19 protein-coding genes are annotated in these 20,112 nt (G+C 34.8%); 9 read left to right on the top strand and 10 right to left on the bottom strand.

Features of this window, described 5'->3' with window-relative positions:
* Positions 1-6 precede the first annotated feature (6 nt).
* From Q0871_RS14725 to Q0871_RS14680, 10 genes are all read right to left on the bottom strand, one after another.
* Complete coding sequence (locus Q0871_RS14725) at positions 7-1,410, bottom strand: tetratricopeptide repeat protein (RefSeq protein WP_299325186.1); 1,404 nt, start codon at positions 1,408-1,410, stop codon at positions 7-9.
* 104 nt (positions 1,411-1,514) lie between these two features.
* Positions 1,515-2,690 (bottom strand): aspartate aminotransferase family protein, encoded by a 1,176-nt coding sequence (locus Q0871_RS14720; RefSeq protein WP_299325185.1) that lies wholly within the window; start codon positions 2,688-2,690, stop codon positions 1,515-1,517.
* A 9-nt stretch (positions 2,691-2,699) separates the two neighbouring features.
* On the bottom strand, positions 2,700-4,376 hold the full coding sequence (locus Q0871_RS14715) for an OstA-like protein (RefSeq protein ID WP_299325219.1): 1,677 nt from the start codon (positions 4,374-4,376) through the stop codon (positions 2,700-2,702).
* 246 nt (positions 4,377-4,622) lie between these two features.
* On the bottom strand, positions 4,623-6,059 hold the full coding sequence (locus Q0871_RS14710) for a Gfo/Idh/MocA family oxidoreductase (RefSeq protein WP_299325184.1): 1,437 nt from the start codon (positions 6,057-6,059) through the stop codon (positions 4,623-4,625).
* A gap of 11 nt (positions 6,060-6,070) precedes the next feature.
* On the bottom strand, positions 6,071-6,868 hold the full coding sequence (locus tag Q0871_RS14705) for a DUF1080 domain-containing protein (RefSeq protein ID WP_299325183.1): 798 nt from the start codon (positions 6,866-6,868) through the stop codon (positions 6,071-6,073).
* 138 nt (positions 6,869-7,006) lie between these two features.
* The gene (locus Q0871_RS14700; protein WP_299325182.1) at positions 7,007-8,278 is read right to left on the bottom strand and encodes an adenylosuccinate synthase; all 1,272 of its coding nucleotides are present in this window, start codon (positions 8,276-8,278) and stop codon (positions 7,007-7,009) included.
* A gap of 25 nt (positions 8,279-8,303) precedes the next feature.
* Complete coding sequence (locus Q0871_RS14695; protein ID WP_299325181.1) at positions 8,304-8,774, bottom strand: Fur family transcriptional regulator; 471 nt, start codon at positions 8,772-8,774, stop codon at positions 8,304-8,306.
* A gap of 50 nt (positions 8,775-8,824) precedes the next feature.
* Positions 8,825-11,029 carry a RelA/SpoT family protein gene (locus Q0871_RS14690; protein WP_299325180.1) on the bottom strand — a complete coding sequence of 735 codons (2,205 nt, stop codon included), beginning with the start codon at positions 11,027-11,029 and terminating at the stop codon, positions 8,825-8,827.
* Positions 11,030-11,073: 44 nt separating this feature from the next.
* The gene (locus tag Q0871_RS14685; protein ID WP_299325179.1) at positions 11,074-12,306 is read right to left on the bottom strand and encodes a M48 family metallopeptidase; all 1,233 of its coding nucleotides are present in this window, start codon (positions 12,304-12,306) and stop codon (positions 11,074-11,076) included.
* Between the two features lie 45 nt (positions 12,307-12,351).
* Positions 12,352-13,164, bottom strand: a complete 813-nt coding sequence (locus Q0871_RS14680; RefSeq protein WP_299325178.1) for an RNA methyltransferase — start codon at positions 13,162-13,164, stop codon at positions 12,352-12,354.
* A gap of 87 nt (positions 13,165-13,251) precedes the next feature.
* On the opposite strand from Q0871_RS14680, the gene Q0871_RS14675 reads away from it, so the two are divergent.
* The 9 genes from Q0871_RS14675 to Q0871_RS14635 all read left to right on the top strand — a co-directional run bounded on the left by Q0871_RS14675 (position 13,252) and on the right by Q0871_RS14635 (position 20,103).
* Positions 13,252-14,043 carry a DUF6503 family protein gene (locus Q0871_RS14675; protein WP_299325177.1) on the top strand — a complete coding sequence of 264 codons (792 nt, stop codon included), beginning with the start codon at positions 13,252-13,254 and terminating at the stop codon, positions 14,041-14,043.
* Positions 14,044-14,143: 100 nt separating this feature from the next.
* A complete protein-coding gene (locus Q0871_RS14670) occupies positions 14,144-14,383 on the top strand; it encodes a MoaD/ThiS family protein (RefSeq protein WP_299325176.1) in 240 nt (79 codons plus the stop codon).
* Positions 14,383-14,799: a molybdenum cofactor biosynthesis protein MoaE gene (locus tag Q0871_RS14665; RefSeq protein WP_299325175.1), complete on the top strand. Its 417-nt coding sequence runs from the start codon at positions 14,383-14,385 to the stop codon at positions 14,797-14,799. Before Q0871_RS14670 ends, Q0871_RS14665 begins: the two co-directional genes overlap by 1 nt.
* Positions 14,800-14,982: 183 nt before the next feature.
* Positions 14,983-15,966, top strand: a complete 984-nt coding sequence (gene moaA, locus Q0871_RS14660; protein ID WP_299325174.1) for a GTP 3',8-cyclase MoaA — start codon at positions 14,983-14,985, stop codon at positions 15,964-15,966.
* On the top strand, positions 15,966-16,439 hold the full coding sequence (gene moaC / locus Q0871_RS14655) for a cyclic pyranopterin monophosphate synthase MoaC (protein WP_299325173.1): 474 nt from the start codon (positions 15,966-15,968) through the stop codon (positions 16,437-16,439). Before moaA ends, moaC begins: the two co-directional genes overlap by 1 nt.
* Complete coding sequence (locus Q0871_RS14650; RefSeq protein WP_299325172.1) at positions 16,423-17,016, top strand: NTP transferase domain-containing protein; 594 nt, start codon at positions 16,423-16,425, stop codon at positions 17,014-17,016. The genes moaC and Q0871_RS14650 overlap by 17 nt, the downstream gene beginning before the upstream one ends.
* Positions 17,013-18,086 (top strand): HesA/MoeB/ThiF family protein, encoded by a 1,074-nt coding sequence (gene moeB, locus Q0871_RS14645; protein WP_299325171.1) that lies wholly within the window; start codon positions 17,013-17,015, stop codon positions 18,084-18,086. The genes Q0871_RS14650 and moeB overlap by 4 nt, the downstream gene beginning before the upstream one ends.
* Positions 18,070-18,846 carry a sulfite exporter TauE/SafE family protein gene (locus Q0871_RS14640; RefSeq protein WP_299325170.1) on the top strand — a complete coding sequence of 259 codons (777 nt, stop codon included), beginning with the start codon at positions 18,070-18,072 and terminating at the stop codon, positions 18,844-18,846. The genes moeB and Q0871_RS14640 overlap by 17 nt, the downstream gene beginning before the upstream one ends.
* 66 nt (positions 18,847-18,912) lie before the next feature.
* Positions 18,913-20,103 (top strand): molybdopterin molybdotransferase MoeA, encoded by a 1,191-nt coding sequence (locus tag Q0871_RS14635; protein ID WP_299325169.1) that lies wholly within the window; start codon positions 18,913-18,915, stop codon positions 20,101-20,103.
* Positions 20,104-20,112 lie beyond the last annotated feature (9 nt).

Below are 20,112 nucleotides of genomic sequence, written 5' to 3'. Positions count from 1 at the left end.
CCTATTCTATGAGGTTTTATTGTATTTTCTTACAATTTCTTGTGTCCATTCAGACTTGCCGTATTCCGGAAAATTTTCAGTGAACAAATGTAGTTTTTTCTGCTTTTTATCAATTTTTAATGCATCCATAAACATAATACGTGCATTAATTGGGTCTTCAGCAAGCAACAGATAACCTACAGACCTATATAAAAGTTTTAAACTTTCAGGATAAAACTCTCTTCCTTGAGATAGAATTTCTACAGCAGATGATTCATCTCCGTTTATATGAACTACTTCCGCCCAATTCAACCAAGTGTCCAATTCATAATTACCTAATTCTACTGCTTGTTTAAATGCAAAATCAGCTTGGTCATAATTCTTTAATGCCATATTAATATGTGCACATTTTTTCCAGTATTGAGGATTCTCACCATCAATATTCAAGGCCTTATTGATGTAAAAGATGGCTTTTTCAAAATCTCTAGTATTAAAATATAGATTTGTAATAGCTAACCAACCTTTGTCTAACAATGGATCTTCATGAACCGTTTGGTAGAAATAGTATTTGGCCATTTCGGTATCCTTCAGTTGTTCATAACATTTTCCTATTCTTAAAAATGCATGAGATGTAGGATCTTCAATAGCAATGGTAGTCTCGTAATTTTCGATGGCCTCTTTATGTCGGCCTAATTTTTCAAGTACTTTGGCTTTTTCGAAATATGCACCTATAAAAGTGTCATCTGAAATAACAGCAAAATCAAAAGCGCCCAAGGCCTCTGTAAACATTTCTTTGTAATAGTATTGTTTACCCAATTGATGCCATGCTACTTCGCAATATGGGTTCTTTTCTAAATAATTATTCAAGTAAATAATGGCGCCATCATAATCTTCAAGAAACTCAAAACAATACACCACATTATAAAGCGAAGAATAATCTTGTTCGTCAAATTCCACACATTTCATAAAGCTCTCTTTGGCATTATCGAAATTGTCCATGAACAAATATTCCATACCCAAAAGACTATAGATGTCAAAACTATTATTGGTAAAGCTTAATGCCTTTTGTAGTAATTCTATAGCACCTTCGTGATCATCTCGCTTCGAAAATATATTTGCACGTTGAATATAAATTTCATCGTTGTAATTATCTAGTCTTTGTAGCTCATCTAAAAGTGCCTCAGCTTTTTCCATCTGGTTTTCAAAAACCATGACTTCTACGTGAAGTAATTTTAATTCTATTGAAGCTGGATGTTGCTGTAGACCAATTTTAATTCCTTTTTTAGCCAAAGAAACCTTCCCATGGTTTAGGTAGTGGTGCACAATATCTTCAAAATCCTCAGCATCAAAGAAATAGACATCGTCTGTCTTCAACATTGATTCGAATTTTGTAATTGGCTTGTCCGGTCTCTCGTTAGATTCTAACGCCATAGGAACTTTTTGGTTTTACAAGATATTTTAAAAGTAAGTGATTGTGCGGGGTTTCAGCCACTGTACGAATCGATATTATTAACAAATTAGTTAACAACGTTGATTTACATAGAGTTAAGAAGTTCTAAAATTATTGCACAACCTTCTTTAATTTCTTTTTCTGAAATAGTTAATGGCGGAGAAATTCTTACAGCTCTATTTTCGAATAATAACCAGAAGAGAATTAGGTTCTTTTCCTTGGCTTGCAATACTAGTTCATTAGCTGTTTCTGGCGTATCCATTATTAGGGCAAGCATTAAACCTCTACCTCTAATTTCTTTTATCTTAGAATGCTTTAATAGCGATTTAAAAAGTGTCTCTTTCTTTAGCGTTTCAGTTATCAAATTCGAGTTTAATAATACATTCAGAGTTGCTAAACTTGATGCTGCGATTACAGGATTACCGCCAAACGTAGTAATATGACCCATTTTCGGATTCTCACTTAACGTATGCATAATATCTTTACTGGCTGTAAATGCACCAACAGGTAAACCTGATGCCATGCCCTTGCCGATAACTAAAATATCGGGAACGCAATTGAAATGTTCAAATGCGAATAGCTTTCCTGTTCTGCCGAAACCTGGCTGTATTTCATCTAGTATAAGTAATGCACCCATTTCTGTACAACGCTCTTTTACTTTTTTTAGATAGCCATTTTTTGGAAGTATAAAACCAGCACCACCTTGAATTGTCTCCAATATTACACATGCAGTTTTGGTGGTTATTTTCTCTAAATCTTTATCGTTGTTGAATTCGATATGATAAATATCTGGCAACAAGGGTCTAAATACACTTTTACGCTCTTCGAAATCCATAAGGCTTAAACTACCCATGGTATTACCATGATAGGCAGATTTAGCTGAAATAATTTCAGAACGACCTGTATATCTACGTGCTAATTTTAAAGCACCTTCTATAGCTTCTGTTCCAGAATTCACCAAATAGGTAACCTCTAAAGGTGCAGGTAAATTATCTGCCAATAATTTGGTATACGTAGTCGCTGGTGATTGGGAATATTCGCCATACACCATTACATGCATGTACTTTTCTACCTGATTTTTAATTGCTTCAACAATCTCTGGGTGGCAATGACCAAGTGTACAAGCTGAAACACCTGCAACAAAGTCTAAATGCGCATTGCCATCGGTATCATAAATATAACTGCCTTTGGCGTGAGATACTTCCATACCTAAAGGATTGGGGGAAGTTTGTGCTTGATATTGTAGAAAGTCTTTATTCATTTCAAAGACCTATTTTATCTTTTTTGGCTTCACAGATTTTTTAGGATCTGTTGCTTTGTCTTGACCCGAAATATTGTTGATTGGGTCGGTATCGTTTTTACTTCTTTGTTGCTCTTCGGCATCAATATCAATGGGGTTGTCAATACCGTTAATAACCACAAGTTCTAAGTTGTTATCATCTTCGTCAAAAATATCATCTTTGGTGAGTATACGCTCATCGCCACGCCAAACGAAGCCTTTTAATATTCTGCTATTTTTAGGTAAATCTTTTTCCGGAAATATATCTCCATCAGGATCTGTGTAAAATGTAAGATCTTCTATATCATTTTCCGCCATAGTAATTCTAATTTTACTGCAAACGGTTTTATCTATCCCTATAAGTTCATCATCATCATTATACATATAGTAAACTACTTCAGTATTCTGAACTAAGTCTATGAGTTTTAATTCGTTTTCAATAAACTTCCCATACAAATTAATCCCTTTGGCTTGGTTGTAGCCTGTCATGCTAACACTGTCTAGAGAGATAATAAAAGCATTGTTCAATACTTTTAAAGAATCTAATTTTTCAGTTTCTAAATTAGATTTTAGGTGAATACTATCACCTGTCATTTGGTTAGCGCCGTTCCAAATAATCGGATTTTTAATTAACTGAGTAATACCTGTCTTTTGTGCAGAGTGTATACTATCACATTTTCCGCTTAAATCGGTTTTGTAAAATTTGGCATTTCTAAAAGCTCGTAGAATTCTATCTTCTGGTTTACCGGTTACCATTAAGGTATCGCCATGTACGTAAAGTGAATCTCTTTCTTGTACCGAGATAGAAACCGCTCTGCGCGTGGCAAAAACAGAATCTTTTGCCTTGTAAACTTCGGCGTAATGTGCTCTAATTATACCGTTATTGATAGTATCTGTTACAGTAATGTTGTTGGTCGCAGATGCAAATTCTTTTGCCTTATTAAAGTACACGCTATCACCTTCAATAATTCTGTTGTTATAATCTATACGCGTGTTTTTAATTCCGTAGCCAGTTTCTACTTTGGTGTCATAAAACCCTCTTTCGCAATATATCTTATAGGTGTCTCCATTAATGGTGGACGGACCGTACATGTAAGCATTTTTAGATGTTTGATAATAGTCTAATTGCTCAGAATCTACTGTGTATTTAGGGTTCTTTATATGAACACTATCTAAAAATTGATACTTTTTAAGCTCCATGAAATACTTGCCAATTTTACTGGTCAATGTATTTGCAGAATCTATTACGGTACCATTATCTTGATAAAAAGCTTCTTGTTTTTCGCGATCTAAACGCAAGGTGTCTGTTCTTAAGGTCATGTCTGAATTTGTCAAAACAACATTTCCCCAGGCCTTCGCTAATTTTACATCACCTAAATAGTTGATTTTTTTACTGGTCATTTCAACCGAATCGCCTTGTTTTAGTATAACATTGCCAATGGCTTCTAAGCGATTCTCTAACTGGTAGTAAATGGCAACGTCGCACCATAGGTCAGCGCCTTGGTGTTCAAATTGTACTTGTCGGTCATCTTTACTGAAAATTGAGGCGCCGGGGTATTTAGCTTCATTTTTTGTGAAGTTGGCACCATAGACAATATTAATTTGTTTGGATTCTTCTTCTGCGGCATCTTGTTGGGCATAACCAAAAAGAGTACATGCAAAGAATATAAGAAAAACTGAATAAATCTTTTTCAACCTAAAAATTTTTCCAAAAATAGAACATTTTAAAAGAGCCTTGTCATGCTTAAGATACTTTTGGGAGATTAATGCGAAAAGTACTATTGTTTATTTTATTTGTTTATGGGTAATTGGATTAGAAAAATTACTATTATTTTTAAATGTGTTTTTGTCAATACAGTGAAATACGGCATAAAAAAACCACTCGAAAGTGGTTTTTGCTATTTTAAATATGTTTTAGAATTTTCTATAATCCCCTTCTAAATAAGCATTTGCCTCATCTTCTGCGAATTTTGCATTGTCACTGTCCCAATGTAAAACCTGATTTGGGAACCTGCCGGCAATTACACCAAGTAATATGGTTTCTGTAAGCCTTGACGCATATGAAAATGGTGCGGTAGTCTTATCTGTACCTAAACAAGCATCTACGAATTGGTGATAATGTTTAGGTCCTTCCAAATCATAATCGCGAATTGGTTTACCCATACTATTCGCTTTTTCTACAGCTTCTATTTCTGCAGTAATATCTACGTATTCACCATTTACTATCTTCTTTGGTAGTTGCATAAAATGCGGTAGTAATAGTCTTCCTTTTTCGCCAATGAACATAGCACCTTGATCAGGTAAGGTACCTTCACCTGCGGTTTTTGTTTCTAAAGACATTTTGTCTTCCATAGTATCTTCCGCAGTTTCTTCTAAACCTTTCACTTTCTTAGCTCCAGGAAGTATTAAATCTTCATGATCGTGCGGTGCACCCGGACCATCATACCAAACCCATTTTAAGGTTTCTGCTGTATAAGCCGTCTGGGGAAACTCGTAAGTCACAACATTGTTTTGAGGAAATCCAAATCCGTTTGGTTCTCTACATTCATTTTTAATGGTCATAGGAACTTGTAGGTCTAAAGCATTATATGGAGTATCAAAAATATGAACGCCCATATCACCTAAAGTACCACAACCATAATCGACTAATTTTCTCCAATTGCCTGGGTGATAGAATCCTTCTTTATACGGTCTCTCAGCTGAAGTCCCTAACCATAAATTCCAATCTAATGATTGTGGTATTGGGTCAGAACCTGTTGGTTCGGTTCCGTCATAACCCCAATCTTTTGGTGACCAAGCACGTACTGTATGTACTTTTCCAATAATACCAGATTGTATTAATAAGGTTGCTAATTTATAATCGTAAAAGGAATGTACTTGAATTCCCATTTGGGTTACCAGCCCCTTTTCTGCCGCTAGTTTATTCATTGCTCTAGCTTCAGACACATAATGAGTCAATGGTTTTTGACAGTAAACAGGTTTATCCATCTCCATTGCCATCATTGAAGCGGGAGCATGTGTGTGATCTGGAGTTGAAACTACAACAGCATCAATTTCATCACCCATTTCTTTCAGCATTACTCTGTAGTCGCTGTATGTTTTTGCATTTGGATGCAGTTTTTTTGCTTCTGCTAAGTTATTTGCGTCAACATCGCACAATACGGTTACATCAACTTTACTATGCGAAGAAATCGCTTTTAAGTCTTCAGCTCCCATATTACCGACACCAATGTGCGCAGTACGTAATCTTGTTAGATTCTTTTCTTCCTTTTTGCAAGACCAAAGTCCTGATGGTAATAATACAAATGTAGAAAGTGCAGCTGCGTTTTTAATAAAGTCTCTTTTGTTCATTGGTGTGGTCGTTAAAGTTTTTTGATTTTTATATTTCTAAACCAGATGGGGCTAGAATGATCTTGGAAGCCTATATAGCCAGTTTTAAACTTACCATAATCTTCACTGTTCTTCCATTTGTCTGAATTCTTTTTTGCATACCAAGCTTCATCCCAAGGTACAAATGATACTACTTTTTTACCGTTCAGCCAATGCTCAACTTGCTCAGTAGTGAAAATGATTTTGGTAGTGTTCCATTCTCCAACCGGATTTAGGATTTTTCCTTCTGGATTAGCCGCATGCATGGCATAGTCAGAAGCCGTTTGTTGAAGCGGTTTCAGTTCTTCTGGTTTGTCTGTATACCCTAAACTTAAGTTGTAATCTGTTAAGTCGTGAATGCTAGCGTAATTTTTATCATCGATTAATTGATACTCTGGTGAAACTTCTGGCGGACTATTATAGCCTTCTTTTAAGTGATAAAAGATACCGCTGTTTCCTCCTTTAGGTAACTTCCATTCAACATATAGTACAAAATTATCAAACTCTTCTGCACCGTATATAATATCAGTCCCACCGGTGTAGTCTTGTTCTTTTCCTAATTCAGTATCGAATTGTAATTCTCCATCTTTTGCAATCCATCCTGGTGGTAGTTCTTTGCCGTTATAAGCGCGCCAACCTTTGGTGGTGGTACCATCGAACAAGGTAATCCATTCTCCTTTAGATGACTCTTCAGTTGTAGTTTGCTCTTCGGTTGTTTGTTTTTTTTCTGTTTTACAAGAAAGGGCTAAAGCAACAAATATAAATAGGATAGAGAAGGTGGTTTTTTTCATATATCGAGTTGTAGTTGAAAGTTGTAAAATTTACATTTTACACGATATTGAAATTACAAAAAAAAAGAATGGCGATAAAGGTATTTCCCTATATCGCCATTCCTGTAAGTTGAACAACCTCTCTTGGTCGTTAGATGTCTATCTTGAAATTGTTTGAGTTCTATCTGGACCAACAGAAACAATCTTAATTGGCACTTCTAATTCTTTTTCAAGAAAGTCAATATACTCGTTAAGTTCTTTCGGCAGTTGGTCTGCTGAAGTCATTTTTGTTAAATCTTCTTTCCAACAAGCGAACTCAGTGTAAATAGGAGTTACATTTTCTGGTTCTATATTATAAGGGAAATGAGTTATAGTTTCACCTTTATATTTATAAGCAGTACATACTTGAAGGCTATCAAAACCAGAAAGTACATCGCCCTTCATCATATTTAATTGTGTAACACCATTTACTTGACAAGCATATTTTAATGCTACAAGGTCTAACCAACCACAACGACGAGGTCTACCTGTTACTGCACCAAATTCGTGACCTACTTTAGCCATTTCTGCACCAATTTCATCGAACAATTCTGTTGGGAAAGGACCAGAACCTACACGTGTAGTATATGCTTTGAAAATACCATATACTTCTTTTACTTTATTAGGTGCAATACCTAAACCTGTACAAGCACCTGCTGCTGTTGTATTAGATGATGTGACAAATGGATATGTACCAAAATCGATATCTAATAAAGATCCTTGAGCACCTTCTGCTAAAATAGTCTTACCTGCTTTAATAGCTTGGTTTAAATACTCTTCACTATCAATAAAAGTTAATTCTTTTAAACGCTCTACGGCTTCAAAGAATTCTACTTCCATTTCGTCCAAATCATATTGCACATCTACATTGTAGAAACTAATCATTGTTTCATGCTTATCTGCTAAATGACGGTATTTTTCTTTCCAAGATTCTAATTCTAAATCTCCAATACGCATACCGTTTCTACCGGTCTTGTCCATATAAGTAGGACCAATACCTTTCAACGTAGAGCCAATTTTTGCTTTTCCTTTAGATGCTTCAGAAGCTGCGTCTAACAAACGGTGTGTTGGTAATATTAAATGTGCCTTTCTAGAAATAATAAGTTTTGCCTTGTAGTCTATATTAAACTGGTCTAAACCTTCTAGTTCTTTTACAAAAACAACTGGATCGATAACAACACCGTTACCAATAACATTCATTGCTTTTTTATGAAAAATTCCTGAAGGAATAGTTCTAAGTACGTGTTTAATACCGTCAAATTCTAAGGTATGACCAGCATTTGGACCACCTTGAAAACGCGCAATAATGTCGTAATCTCTAGTTAATACATCAACAATTTTTCCTTTTCCTTCGTCACCCCATTGTAGGCCTAACAATAAATCTACTGCCATCTAAATATTATATACTTGGTTAGTTCTATTTAATTTCTTTTTTGCCTGCATCTTTTACAGGAGTATTTTTAGTCCCATAAAAATAAAGGGAATGTGTATTTATTGTAATGTCAAAAACTTCTTCTATCGTTTTCTTTATAGATTGAATTCTAGGATCACAGAATTCCATTACTTCACCTGTATCAGTAAGAATAACATGATCATGCTGACGGTCAAAATATGACTTTTCGTATTGTGCCTGATTTTTTCCGAACTGGTGCTTACGTACCAACTTACAATCTAAAAGAAGTTCTATAGTGTTGTATAAGGTAGCCCTACTAACGCGATAATTTTTATTCTTCATTTTAATATAGAGTGATTCTATATCAAAATGCTCTTCACTTTCGTAAATTTCTTGAAGAATAGCGTAACGTTCAGGGGTTTTTCTATGTCCTTTGTCCTCCAAAAAGGTTGTGAAGACGTTTTTTACAATTTCTTGATTTTTATCAGAAGACATATATGCTACATTAATACACAAAGGTACAGTTAAATTTTAATTTCCTTTTTCTAAATACGTGTAACTTTATCAATACCGTTGATGTTCATAAGATTATCGGTCAGCTTTTTTAATACTGCCTTATTTTTAACCACTACTGTAATCTTACCTTTAAAGGTGCCGCCATCGGTGCTAAAATTTAAATTACGCATATTTACGTGCATGATATCAGATATAACTTCTGTAATATCACTTACAAGTCCAAGGTTATCAATACCAGTCATAACAATATCTGCTTGGTATTCTTGTTGCGAAGAATCTATCCATTTTGCACTAATTATACGGTATGCATAATTAGATTGTAATGAAATGGCATTAGGACAATTCTTTTTATGAACCTTAATTCCTTCAGATACACTTACAAAACCAAATACTTCGTCACCAGGTATTGGGTTACAACATTGCGAAAGTTTATATTCTAATTTTTCTTCTTCCTTACCAAAAACCAACATATCGTACTTAGATGTGATCTCATCTTTGTTGATGTCTTCTGGTATAGGTGTTTTACGGATTCTGTTTTTAAAGAAACTTATGAACGCATTGCTGTAAGACGAAGCAAAATCTTTGATCATGGCATTGTCAATAGAGCCAATACCAATTCTATAAAATAAATCTAGACTTGTTTTAAGTTTAAAGAAGGAGACCATTTTGTTGATGGAATCTTCATTCAATGTAATTTTTTGTGATTTTAACTTACGACGTAAAATCTCTTTTCCGTCTTCGGCAACAGATTTTTTCTCTTCCCTTAAAACAGATTTGATTTTTGCTCGAGCCCTTGCTGTTGTAGCATAATCTAACCAGTTTTGATTTGGTTTTGCTTGATCAGAGGTAACGATTTCAACTTGGTCACCGCTTGATAATGTGGTGTTTAGCGGAACTAACTTACCGTTGACTTTGGCTCCTCTGGTTCGCATACCGACTTCGGTATGTATGTTAAAAGCAAAATCTAATGGAGTAGCGCCTTTTGGTAATGACTTTAATTCCCCTTTTGGGGTGAATACAAAAATCTCTTTTGAGTATAAGTTTAGTTTAAACTCTTCTACAAAATCAACAGCATTGGTATTGGCATTTTCTAAAGCTTCTTGAAGTTTATTTAACCAAACTTCTATACCCTGCTCTTTTTGATTTCCGTGTTTATATTTATAATGGGCTGCATAGCCTTTTTCAGCTATTTCATGCATGCGCTCACTTCTAATCTGTACTTCTACCCATTTGCCTTTAGGTCCCATTACGGTAATGTGTAAGGCTTCATAACCTGTAGATTTTGGCGAGGATATCCAATCTCTTAATCTAACCGGGTTAGGAGTGAAGTGATCGGTAACTATGGAGTAAATTTTCCAGGCAAGAAATTTTTCGTTCTGTGCGTCGGATTTGTAAATGATTCTAATGGCGAATTTGTCATAGATTTCCTCAAAAGTTACATTCTGAGCAATCATTTTTTTACGCATAGAGAAGATAGACTTCATCCTCCCTTTTATAATATAGTTGAGTCCTTCTTTTTTAAGGGAATTGTCAATAGTGTCCGAAAAGGCATCGATATACGCTTGCTGATCTTCCTTGCTATCTTCTATTTTATCTTTAATAGACTTATAGACCTCAGGTTCAGTGTACTTTAAACTTAAGTCTTCTAATTCTGTTTTAATATTGTAAAGCCCTATTCTATGTGCTAAAGGTGCATATATGTATAAGGTTTCAGAAGCAATTTTCACTTGCTTATGCTCTGGCATAGAATCCATAGTGAGCATATTGTGATAACGATCGGCAATTTTGATAATAATAACCCTTACATCATCATTTAAAGTCAAGAGCATTTTTCTGAAATTCTCTGCCTGTTGAGAGATGTTCATGTCTTTCTTTAAATGCGATATTTTTGTGAGTCCGTCAACAATACGTGCCACGGTTTCACCAAACATGCGGTCAATATCATCAAGTGTGTATTCGGTATCTTCAACAACATCATGTAGTAGGGCAGAAGCAATAGATACAGCATCTAGACCAATTTCTGATGCCACAATTTTGGCTACAGCTATAGGGTGAAAAATATAGGCTTCGCCCGATTTTCTTCGTTGAGTTTTGTGCGCATCAACAGCTATCTCAAAAGCACTTCGTATTAGTTTTTTATCCTCATCTGTTAAGGTTTGATAACTAATACGTAGTAATTCTTTATACTCGTGAGCTATAAGCTTATTTTCCTCTTCTATTTCTACCTGTGTCATACTAGATTAAAAATAAGATAATCTTATATGATGGGCAACAAAAATTATGCCTTTAAATTACGTATGCGATCAATAAGTGGTGGATGTGAATAATGCATAAAAACATATGCAGGATGGGGAGTTAAGTTGCTAAGACTGTTTTTTGACAGTTTTTTTAAAGAAGTCACTAAAGGCAAGGCTGCGTAAGTGTTCTTTGCATAGTCATCTGCCTGATATTCAAATTTTCTTGAAAAATGATTCATTAGCAAGCCTGTGATTTCTGAGATGGGACTATATAAAATCCCGAATCCAATCAATGCTGCATGAAAACTTGGTCTGGCTACACCTATTGCCAATGAAACTTCAGGGTTGTTAATGAATATTGAAAGTATAAATAGCATTACTCCTGTAAGGACTATTGATGTGGCTAGATTAAATATGATGTGTTTTCTTTTATAATGCCCTATTTCATGGGCTAAAACAGCGACAATTTCTTCTTCTTCTAAATCGTTGATTAGGGTGTCATATAGGGTTACGCGCTTCTCTTTTCCAAATCCTGAGAAATAGGCATTTGCTTTTGTAGAGCGTTTAGATCCATTAATGACAAATATGTTTTGTAGATCGAAACCAACTTGAGCTGCGTAATTTTCAATTTTCTCTTTTAAGCTACCGGCTTCTAAAGGCTCTTGTTTATTAAACAATGGCACAATTAATTTACTGTAGAATAAATTCATGAACAAGGTAAAAATCGCTACAAATGCCCAGGTATATATCCAAAAGTTAGTGCCTGCCCATTGAAAGAACCATATTACTAGCGATAGAATTGCGCCACCAAAAATAATGGTCATTGCCCATTGTTTTAACTTATCAACTAAAAATGTAGCTTTTGTGGTTTTGTTGAATCCGAATTTTTCTTCGATTACAAATATTTGGTAGTATGCAAACGGAATGTTGAGAATATCGCTTCCGATCATAATAATACCGAAGAAAACTAATGCTTGTGCAATAATGTTTTCGCTGATATTTTGAGCAACATTATCTACCCAAGCAAATCCGCCGAAAAATAAAAAGGCTAAGATTAATACTAACGAAAAAACAGAGGTAAAAACACCGAACTTGTAATTGGTTAATTTATATGCTTGTGATTTTTCATATTCTTCAGCATTGTAAACGTCATTTAAATCTTCTGGAATAGGGTCTTTAAAACGTTTTGCATTCAAATAATTCATAACTGTTGCAAGTATGAATTCTGCAATCAGAATGAAAAGTATGCAGTAAAAGACAAGTGTATTATCCATATAGTGTTGTTCCAAACGAATACGGTACTATAAAAAGTATAAATGTTACTTGTTTATTTTTCGTTGACGTTTCGCTTCAAAGATAAGTATTGCTGCAGATACAGATACGTTCATAGAATCTATTTGACCTTCCATTGGTATAATGATGTTCTGAGTACTGTTTTCTAACCATTCATCACTAAGACCAGAATGTTCGGTGCCTACAACTATTGCTGTAGGTTCTTTAAAGTCAACTGTCGTATAATCTTTAGATGCTGAAAGAGCTGCACAGAATATTTGAAATCCTTCGTTCTTCAAAAAAGATATAATTTCAGTAGTGTTGCCCATTTTTACATTTCTAGAGAACACACAACCAACACTTGATCTAATGATATTCGGATTGTATAAATCTGTTTTTGGGTTGGCAATTAAAACAGCATCTAAATTTGCTGCATCTGCCGTTCTTAATAATGCGCCAATATTACCAGGTTTCTCGGGTGTTTCAGCAATAAGTACCAACGGATTTTTAGTCTCGAATTTCAATGTTGAAAGTTGATGGTCTTTGCTTTTAGCAATGGCTATTACTCCCTCGGTAGTGTCTCTGTAGGCTAATTTCTTATAGATTTCTGTGGTTACCGAAATAAGTTGATATGAATGAAATGATTTTAAAATACCGCTACTTTCAGAATTTTCTAAAATGTCTTCACAATATAACACCGTTTCTATCTCATACTGCGCGCCAATTGATAGCTGTAATTCAAGCAGCCCTTCTAAAATAAAAAGTCCTGTTTTTTTGCGCTCCCTAGATTTTTCTTTTAAGAGTAAGATCTTCTTTATTAGTGGGTTTTGAGCGCTGCTAATGTGTTTTGTTGCTTGCATGAAATACAAAAATAGTTCAATTTAGTAAGTCTTCTATAGTTTCTCGACTAAGCGAGCTCAAAAAACAATAAATAACCAATTGAGATGATGAGTAAATTTTACCTTTTAGTTTTAGCCTTAGCTATATTTTCATGTAAAGAAGCACCTAAGAAAGAAATGATTACCGATGCTGTTGAAGAAGTGGCTGCAAAAGTAAATTTAGATAAATATCCTGCGGAGTTAAATAAAGTATTTGAAGCTCATGGCGGATTAAATGCTTGGAAAGGATACAAAACATTAAGTTTTGAAATGCCTAATGAGAAATTTAACGAAATTCAAACCATTGATCTTCAAAAAAGGTTCGATAAAATTTCTACACCAGATTACACGCTTGGTTATAATGGAGAAGTTTGGCTTTTAGACAACACCGGTAATTATGAAGGCAAGCCAAAATTCTATCATAATTTAATGTTCTATTTCTATGCGATGCCATTTGTATTGTCAGATGACGGTATTAAATATGAAGAAGTTGATGCTTTGGTGTATGACGGAGTTTCATACCCCGGGTACAAAATTTCATATAATAGCGGAGTAGGAGCTTCTTCTACTGATGAGTATTATATTCATTATGATGCAAAAACCTTTGAAATGAGATGGTTGGGTTATACAATGACTTATTTTAGTGGTGAGCCTTCTACTAAAATAAATTGGATAAATTATGCTGATTGGGTAAAGGTTGATGCCATTTTATTGCCAAAATCTATTACATGGCATAAAGTTGAAGAAGGTGAAGTTAAAGAAGCAGCTAAAACTGTAAAGTTTGAAAATGCTACTTTATCTACAGAAGCTAAGTCAAAAGATTTTTATTCAAAACCTGAGAATGCAGTAATTGTGGAGTAAGGCTTTTTTCAAAATCATATATTTTTTTTAAAATAGGTGCCATTTTTATGGCACCTTATTTTTTATACCTAACTTGGAATTTATCTAACTTTAAAGCGATATGAATGTACTTTTTTTTGGCATTACAAAAGATATTGTAGGTAGTTCTGAAATCAATTTTTCTGATGAATTTAAACCTGTAAATGTTGCCGAACTAAAAAAACAACTTATTAAATCATATCCTGAATTTTTAAAACTAAATTCTTTGGCAGTAGCTGTAAATAGTGAATATGCTAATGATGATTTACCATTGAACGGCAATGAAGAAATTGCTATTATACCACCAGTAAGCGGAGGCTAATGAAGAAAGTAATTGAGATAGTTGATGAAATTGATACTGCTAAGGTGTATGCTGAATTAAGCGATGCCAATAGTGGCGGAATCTGTGTTTTTGTAGGTGCTGTACGTGAGTTTACGAACAATGAAGAAGTAGTTGCTCTAGAGTTTGAAACGTATAAGGCAATGGCGTTAAAGGAAATGGAGAAGATTGCCGATGCCGCAATGCAAAAATGGTCATTGAATAAAGTGGTCATGAGACATGCGGTTGGTGAAAAAGGTGTTGAAGAACCCGTTGTGATTGTAGGTGCATCATCTGCTCATAGAGATGATTGTTTTGAAGCATGCAGGTTTTTAATAGATACTTTAAAAGAAACAGTTCCTATTTGGAAAAAAGAGAAGTTCAAGAATAAGACGATTTGGGTTTCCGCCCATCCTTGATTTTTTGGAAAAGAGAAGTTAGAAGAGAGAGAATAGAATATAGAAAAGAGATAAAAGAGTAAAGAAAATAGCAAATAGAGAAGAGAAGTTAGAGAATTTGAACTTGATATTTGAACTTTAATTTGTATTTGTTTTTTGAGTTTGAACTTGAGCTTGTTTTTTTTTTGAATTTGTACTTAAAGTATGTTAGTAGACAACCATAATAGAGCAATAAATTACTTGAGATTAGCGGTTACAGATCGTTGCAATCTGCGTTGTAATTATTGCATGCCAGAGGAAGGAATCAATTTTGCTAAAAATGACAAATTGTTTACCATAGATGAACTGGTGAAATTAAGTGAGATTGTGGTTTCTCAAGGTATAGACAAAATACGTATTACCGGTGGCGAACCTTTTGTTCGTAAAGACTTAATGGTGCTATTACGTAGCTTGTCAAAATTAGACGGATTAAACGATATTTCTGTGACTACGAATGCAACTTTGATTGGTCCGCATATAGATGAGTTGAAAGAATTGGGCATTAACAATATTAATGTGAGTATGGATGCCATTAATCGTGAGACTTTTGAACGTATTACGCGTCGGGATCATTATGATGTGGTGTATAATAATATGATTCGTTTAATAACCGAAGGGTTTAATGTTCGTATTAATTTCATTGCTTTGGAAGGTCAGAATACCGATGATATTCTGCCAATGTTAGAACTGACAAAGCACTACAATGTATCGGTTCGTTATTTGGAAGAAATGCCTTTTAATGGTGGGTCAAAAGAATTTCAAACCATAAAATGGGATTTTAAGACTATTCTTGAACATATTCGAAGTGAGCATCCAGATTATTACAAATTAGAATCTCCAAAAACATCGACTTCCATTAATTATAAAATTCCTGGTTTCAAAGGGACTTTCGGAGTAATTCCTTCTTTCAGTAGAACTTTCTGTGGAAGTTGTAATAGATTAAGAATTTCCGCAACAGGTGATGTTATTACATGTTTGTATGCTAAAGCAAGTGAGAATCTAAGAGATATAATGAGAGCTGATGATGTGGAAGAAAATATTAAAAAAGAAATTTTAAAGGCTGTAGGCAATCGTGCTAAAACAGGTTTTGAAGCACAAGAAAAATATAAAGATGTATTTAGTAATTCAATGACTTCAATAGGAGGATAATGCAGAAGAAATTATCGCATATAGATGAATCTGGGAATGCTACTATGGTAGACGTTTCTCAAAAAACAGCTTCAGTACGTACCGCAATTGCTAGTGGAACTATAAAATTTCCATCAGAAGTATTTAAATCGCTATCTGATCAAGATTTTGTTGGTAAAAAAGGAAGTATAGTGCAAACGGCGGTTATTGCAGGTATACAAGGTGTAAAGAAAACGGCGGAGTTGATACCCTTGTGCCATCAAATAAATCTGTCTAAAATCAATGTTGAAATTGAACCGACATTAGATTCATTTCAGATTACTTGTACTGTTAAATGCAATGAAAAAACAGGTGTTGAAATGGAAGCCTTAACAGGAGTTTCAATTGCAGCACTAACTATTTACGATATGTGTAAGGCACTTTCACAAGATATAGTGATTGGTGCTATTCAATTAGAACAAAAAACAGGAGGGAAGAATGATTTCCAACGCTAAGTTATACGGATTGGTGCTTTCAGGTGGTAAAAGCACTAGAATGGGAGAGGATAAGGGTTTGATTAAATATCATAACCTTCCGCAACGTGAACATTTATACCATTTATTAAATGAAGTCTGTAATCAAACATTTCTGAGTATCCGTAAAGATCAAGAGAAAGATATTTCAAATTCATTTAAAACTATACTAGATAACGATGAGTTTCGTGGTCCTTACAACGGACTATTGTCAGCTCATAAAGCATATCCAGAAGCTGCTTGGTTAGTTTTGGCGTGCGATTTACCGTTAATGGATAAAAAGGCACTTCAAGAATTAATTGCTGCAAGAAACTCAGATAAGTTAGCAAGTGCCTATGCCGATGCTGATGATCCTTTACCAGAGCCGCTTTGCGCTATTTGGGAACCAGAAGCTTTAAAACAATCTGTTGAATACTTGAAAGCAGGTAACGGATCTTGCCCAAGAAAATTCTTAATTAATGCAGATGTCAATTTGGTTTTTCCAAAACAGAAAGAAGTATTGCTAAACGCCAATTCAAAAGCAGAATATGAAGAAGCGCTACTTAAAATAGCACCATGAACCAAAATCGTTACCAAAGACAAATTACTTTAGACGGATTTGGAACTGAAGGTCAACAGAAATTAAGTCAGGCAAAAGTGCTTGTGGTTGGTGCTGGCGGACTAGGAGTTCCGGTTCTAACCTATTTAAATGCCATGGGCGTGGGTACTTTAGGTATTGTTGATGCTGATGTAGTTTCATTATCTAACCTTCATCGTCAGGTTTTGTTTACCGAAGATATGGTGGGCATTCCGAAAGTGATTGCTGCTAAAAATCAATTGGCTGCACAGAATTCTAGTACACAAATACATACGTATCAAACTTTTTTATCGGTCGCTAACGCACTTGATATTATTATAAATTATGATATCGTTATTGATGCTACCGATAATTTCCCCGCTAGATATTTAATTAATGATGCCTGTGTAATTGCAAATAAACCTTTTGTTTATGGTGCGTTACATTCTTTTGAAGGTCAGGTAAGTGTTTTTAATTATAAAGGCGGACCAACATATCGTTGTTTGTTCCCGACTATGCCTGCAGCAGATGCGGTGCCTAATTGTAACGAAAATGGCGTGTTGGGTATTTTGCCTGGTATTGTTGGTAATTTACAAGCTTTAGAAGCAGTAAAATTACTTGCAGAAATAGGAGATGTGTTATCAGGTGTTCTATTGCTTTTTGATACGCTTACTCAACGAACACAACGAATGAAGTTTAAGTTACAACCAGGTAACAACGAAATTAAAACACTCGCAACTAGTTATGAGTTTGATTGTGAACTTCCATTAAAATCAGTAGAAGCTGAGGAATTTAGTACTATTCTAGTTGAACAGACTGTTGAACTAATTGATGTGCGCACGGTAAAAGAATTTCAAAGACAACATTTAAAAGAAGCCAAACATATTCCTTTAGGTGAATTAACAGATAGAGTAGCTGAGGTTGATCTAGAAACTACCGTTTATGTTATTTGTCAGTCTGGTGTACGAAGTAAAAAGGCGATTGTTCAGTTACAAGAATTATTCCCAGGTAAAGATTTTGTCAATGTTACCGGTGGTATGAACCAGATAAAAAATTATGTTGATACCTATTGAGCAATTGGTGTTTTTATGCATCGGGTTTTTTATCATAGCCACCTTGTATTCTTCTGTAGGTTTTGGCGGTGGCTCTAGTTATTTGGCTATATTGACACTTTTTTTAACTAGTTTTTTTGCCATCCGCTCTATTGCATTGGTTTGTAATTTGGTGGTAGTTTCAGGTAGCACGTATCTGTATTTTAAAAATGGTCATGCAAGACTAAAAGATTTTCTTCCTTTTGTTTTGGCGAGTATTGCGTTAGCATATATAGGTGCAACATTCCGATTAAAAGAAAGCGTCTTTTTTATAATTTTAGGATGCTCACTTATTCTTTCCGCCCTGTTCTTGGCTGTTCAGACTTTTGAGATTAACAAATCAAAAAAGGAAGTGGAAGATTACCCTAACTATTTAAGTTATGCGTTAGGAGCAGGAATTGGATTCCTATCAGGATTAGTAGGCATCGGTGGAGGTATATTTTTAGCTCCGGTTCTAAATCATTTACGATGGAACAAAGCCATAAAAATAGCAGCCTTAGCAAGTTTCTTTATTTTGGTTAATTCGATATCCGGTTTATTCGGATTGATTACTAGTGATTCGCTATCACTGCCATGGCGAGAAACCATTTGCTTGGTTATAGCAGTTTTACTTGGCGGACAGTTAGGTATTCGTATCAGTCTCAAAAAACTATCGGCAAATGGCATAAAAAGAGTAACAGCATTACTTGTATTTGTAGTGGGTGTTAGAGTATTATTGGTCAATGGGCTTGACTTGTTTTAAAAGCTCAAATTAATATTGCAGTAAATCTTCAAGAGTAAATATTATAATCGTTTTATCTTTAACTCTATGATAACATTTAAAGAAGCATTTCAAAAAGTATTAGACCATCCTCTAGACTTAGGTGTTGAGGCTGTTTCACTTATGGGTAGCTTGAATAGAGTATTGGCAGAAGATATTTATGCCGATAGAGATTTTCCTCCGTTTGATCGTGCAACCAAAGATGGTATAGCAATTCAGTTCTCAGATTTTGTAAATAATGGTCAGTCTTTTGTAGTTGAAGGAGTAGCTGCCGCTGGTGAAGTTCAACAAGTTTTAAAAGATAAAAGTAATTGTTTGGAAGTGATGACGGGTGCTGTAGTACCAACGAATTGCGATACTGTTGTTATGTATGAACACATCACTATTGTAGATAGCAAGGTTACAATTAACGAGAAGGTCAAAAAAGGTCAGAATATACATTATCAAGGTAGCGATGAAAAAGCGGGTGCTCTTCTTTTATCAAAAGGAAAAAAAATTACTCCAGCGGAAATCGGAATAATGGCTACGGTCGGGAAAGCTACAGTAAAGGTTATGGGTAATCCTAAAATTTGCACTATTGCTACAGGTAATGAATTGGTAGAGGTAAAGGACATTCCCAAGCCATATCAAATTAGAAAATCTAATATGTTGACTATTGAAGCGGCATTATTGAATTCTAAAATTGAAGCCAGTTCTCTTCATTTATTAGATGAGAAAGAGATAATAAAAAAGGAGTTGAAGAAAGCTTTAACTGAAAACGATGTGCTTTTACTAAGTGGTGGAGTGTCTAAAGGTAAGTTCGATTTTATTCCTGAGGTAATGGAGTCTTTGGGAGTTCAAAAAGTGTTTCATAGAGTGTTACAAAGACCAGGAAAACCATTTTGGTTCGGTATTCACCCAAAATTGAAAACGGTTATTTTTTCTTTTCCAGGAAACCCAGTTTCTACATTTGCCAATTATCACCTCTATTTTTTACCATGGTTACAGACCTCTTGGGGGCTTCCATTAGAAAATTCGTATATTAAGCTAAGTGCGGCAATTAAACTAACACAGCCGCTAACCCGATTTATTCAAGTTAATACAGAATCAAAAGACGGTATATTTTGTGCAACACCTGTTGTTGAAAATGGTTCAGGAGATTTAACCAGTTTGGCAAAAGCTGACGGGTTTATTAATTTAGAACCAAGAGATGAGATATATGTAGTAGGTGAGGTAGTACCTTTTGTAAAGACCAGATAGTAACCAATT

The organism is uncultured Maribacter sp. (assembly GCF_947500985.1).
Taxonomy (GTDB): domain Bacteria; phylum Bacteroidota; class Bacteroidia; order Flavobacteriales; family Flavobacteriaceae; genus Maribacter.
This window is presented reverse-complemented; position numbering and strand designations above follow the sequence as displayed.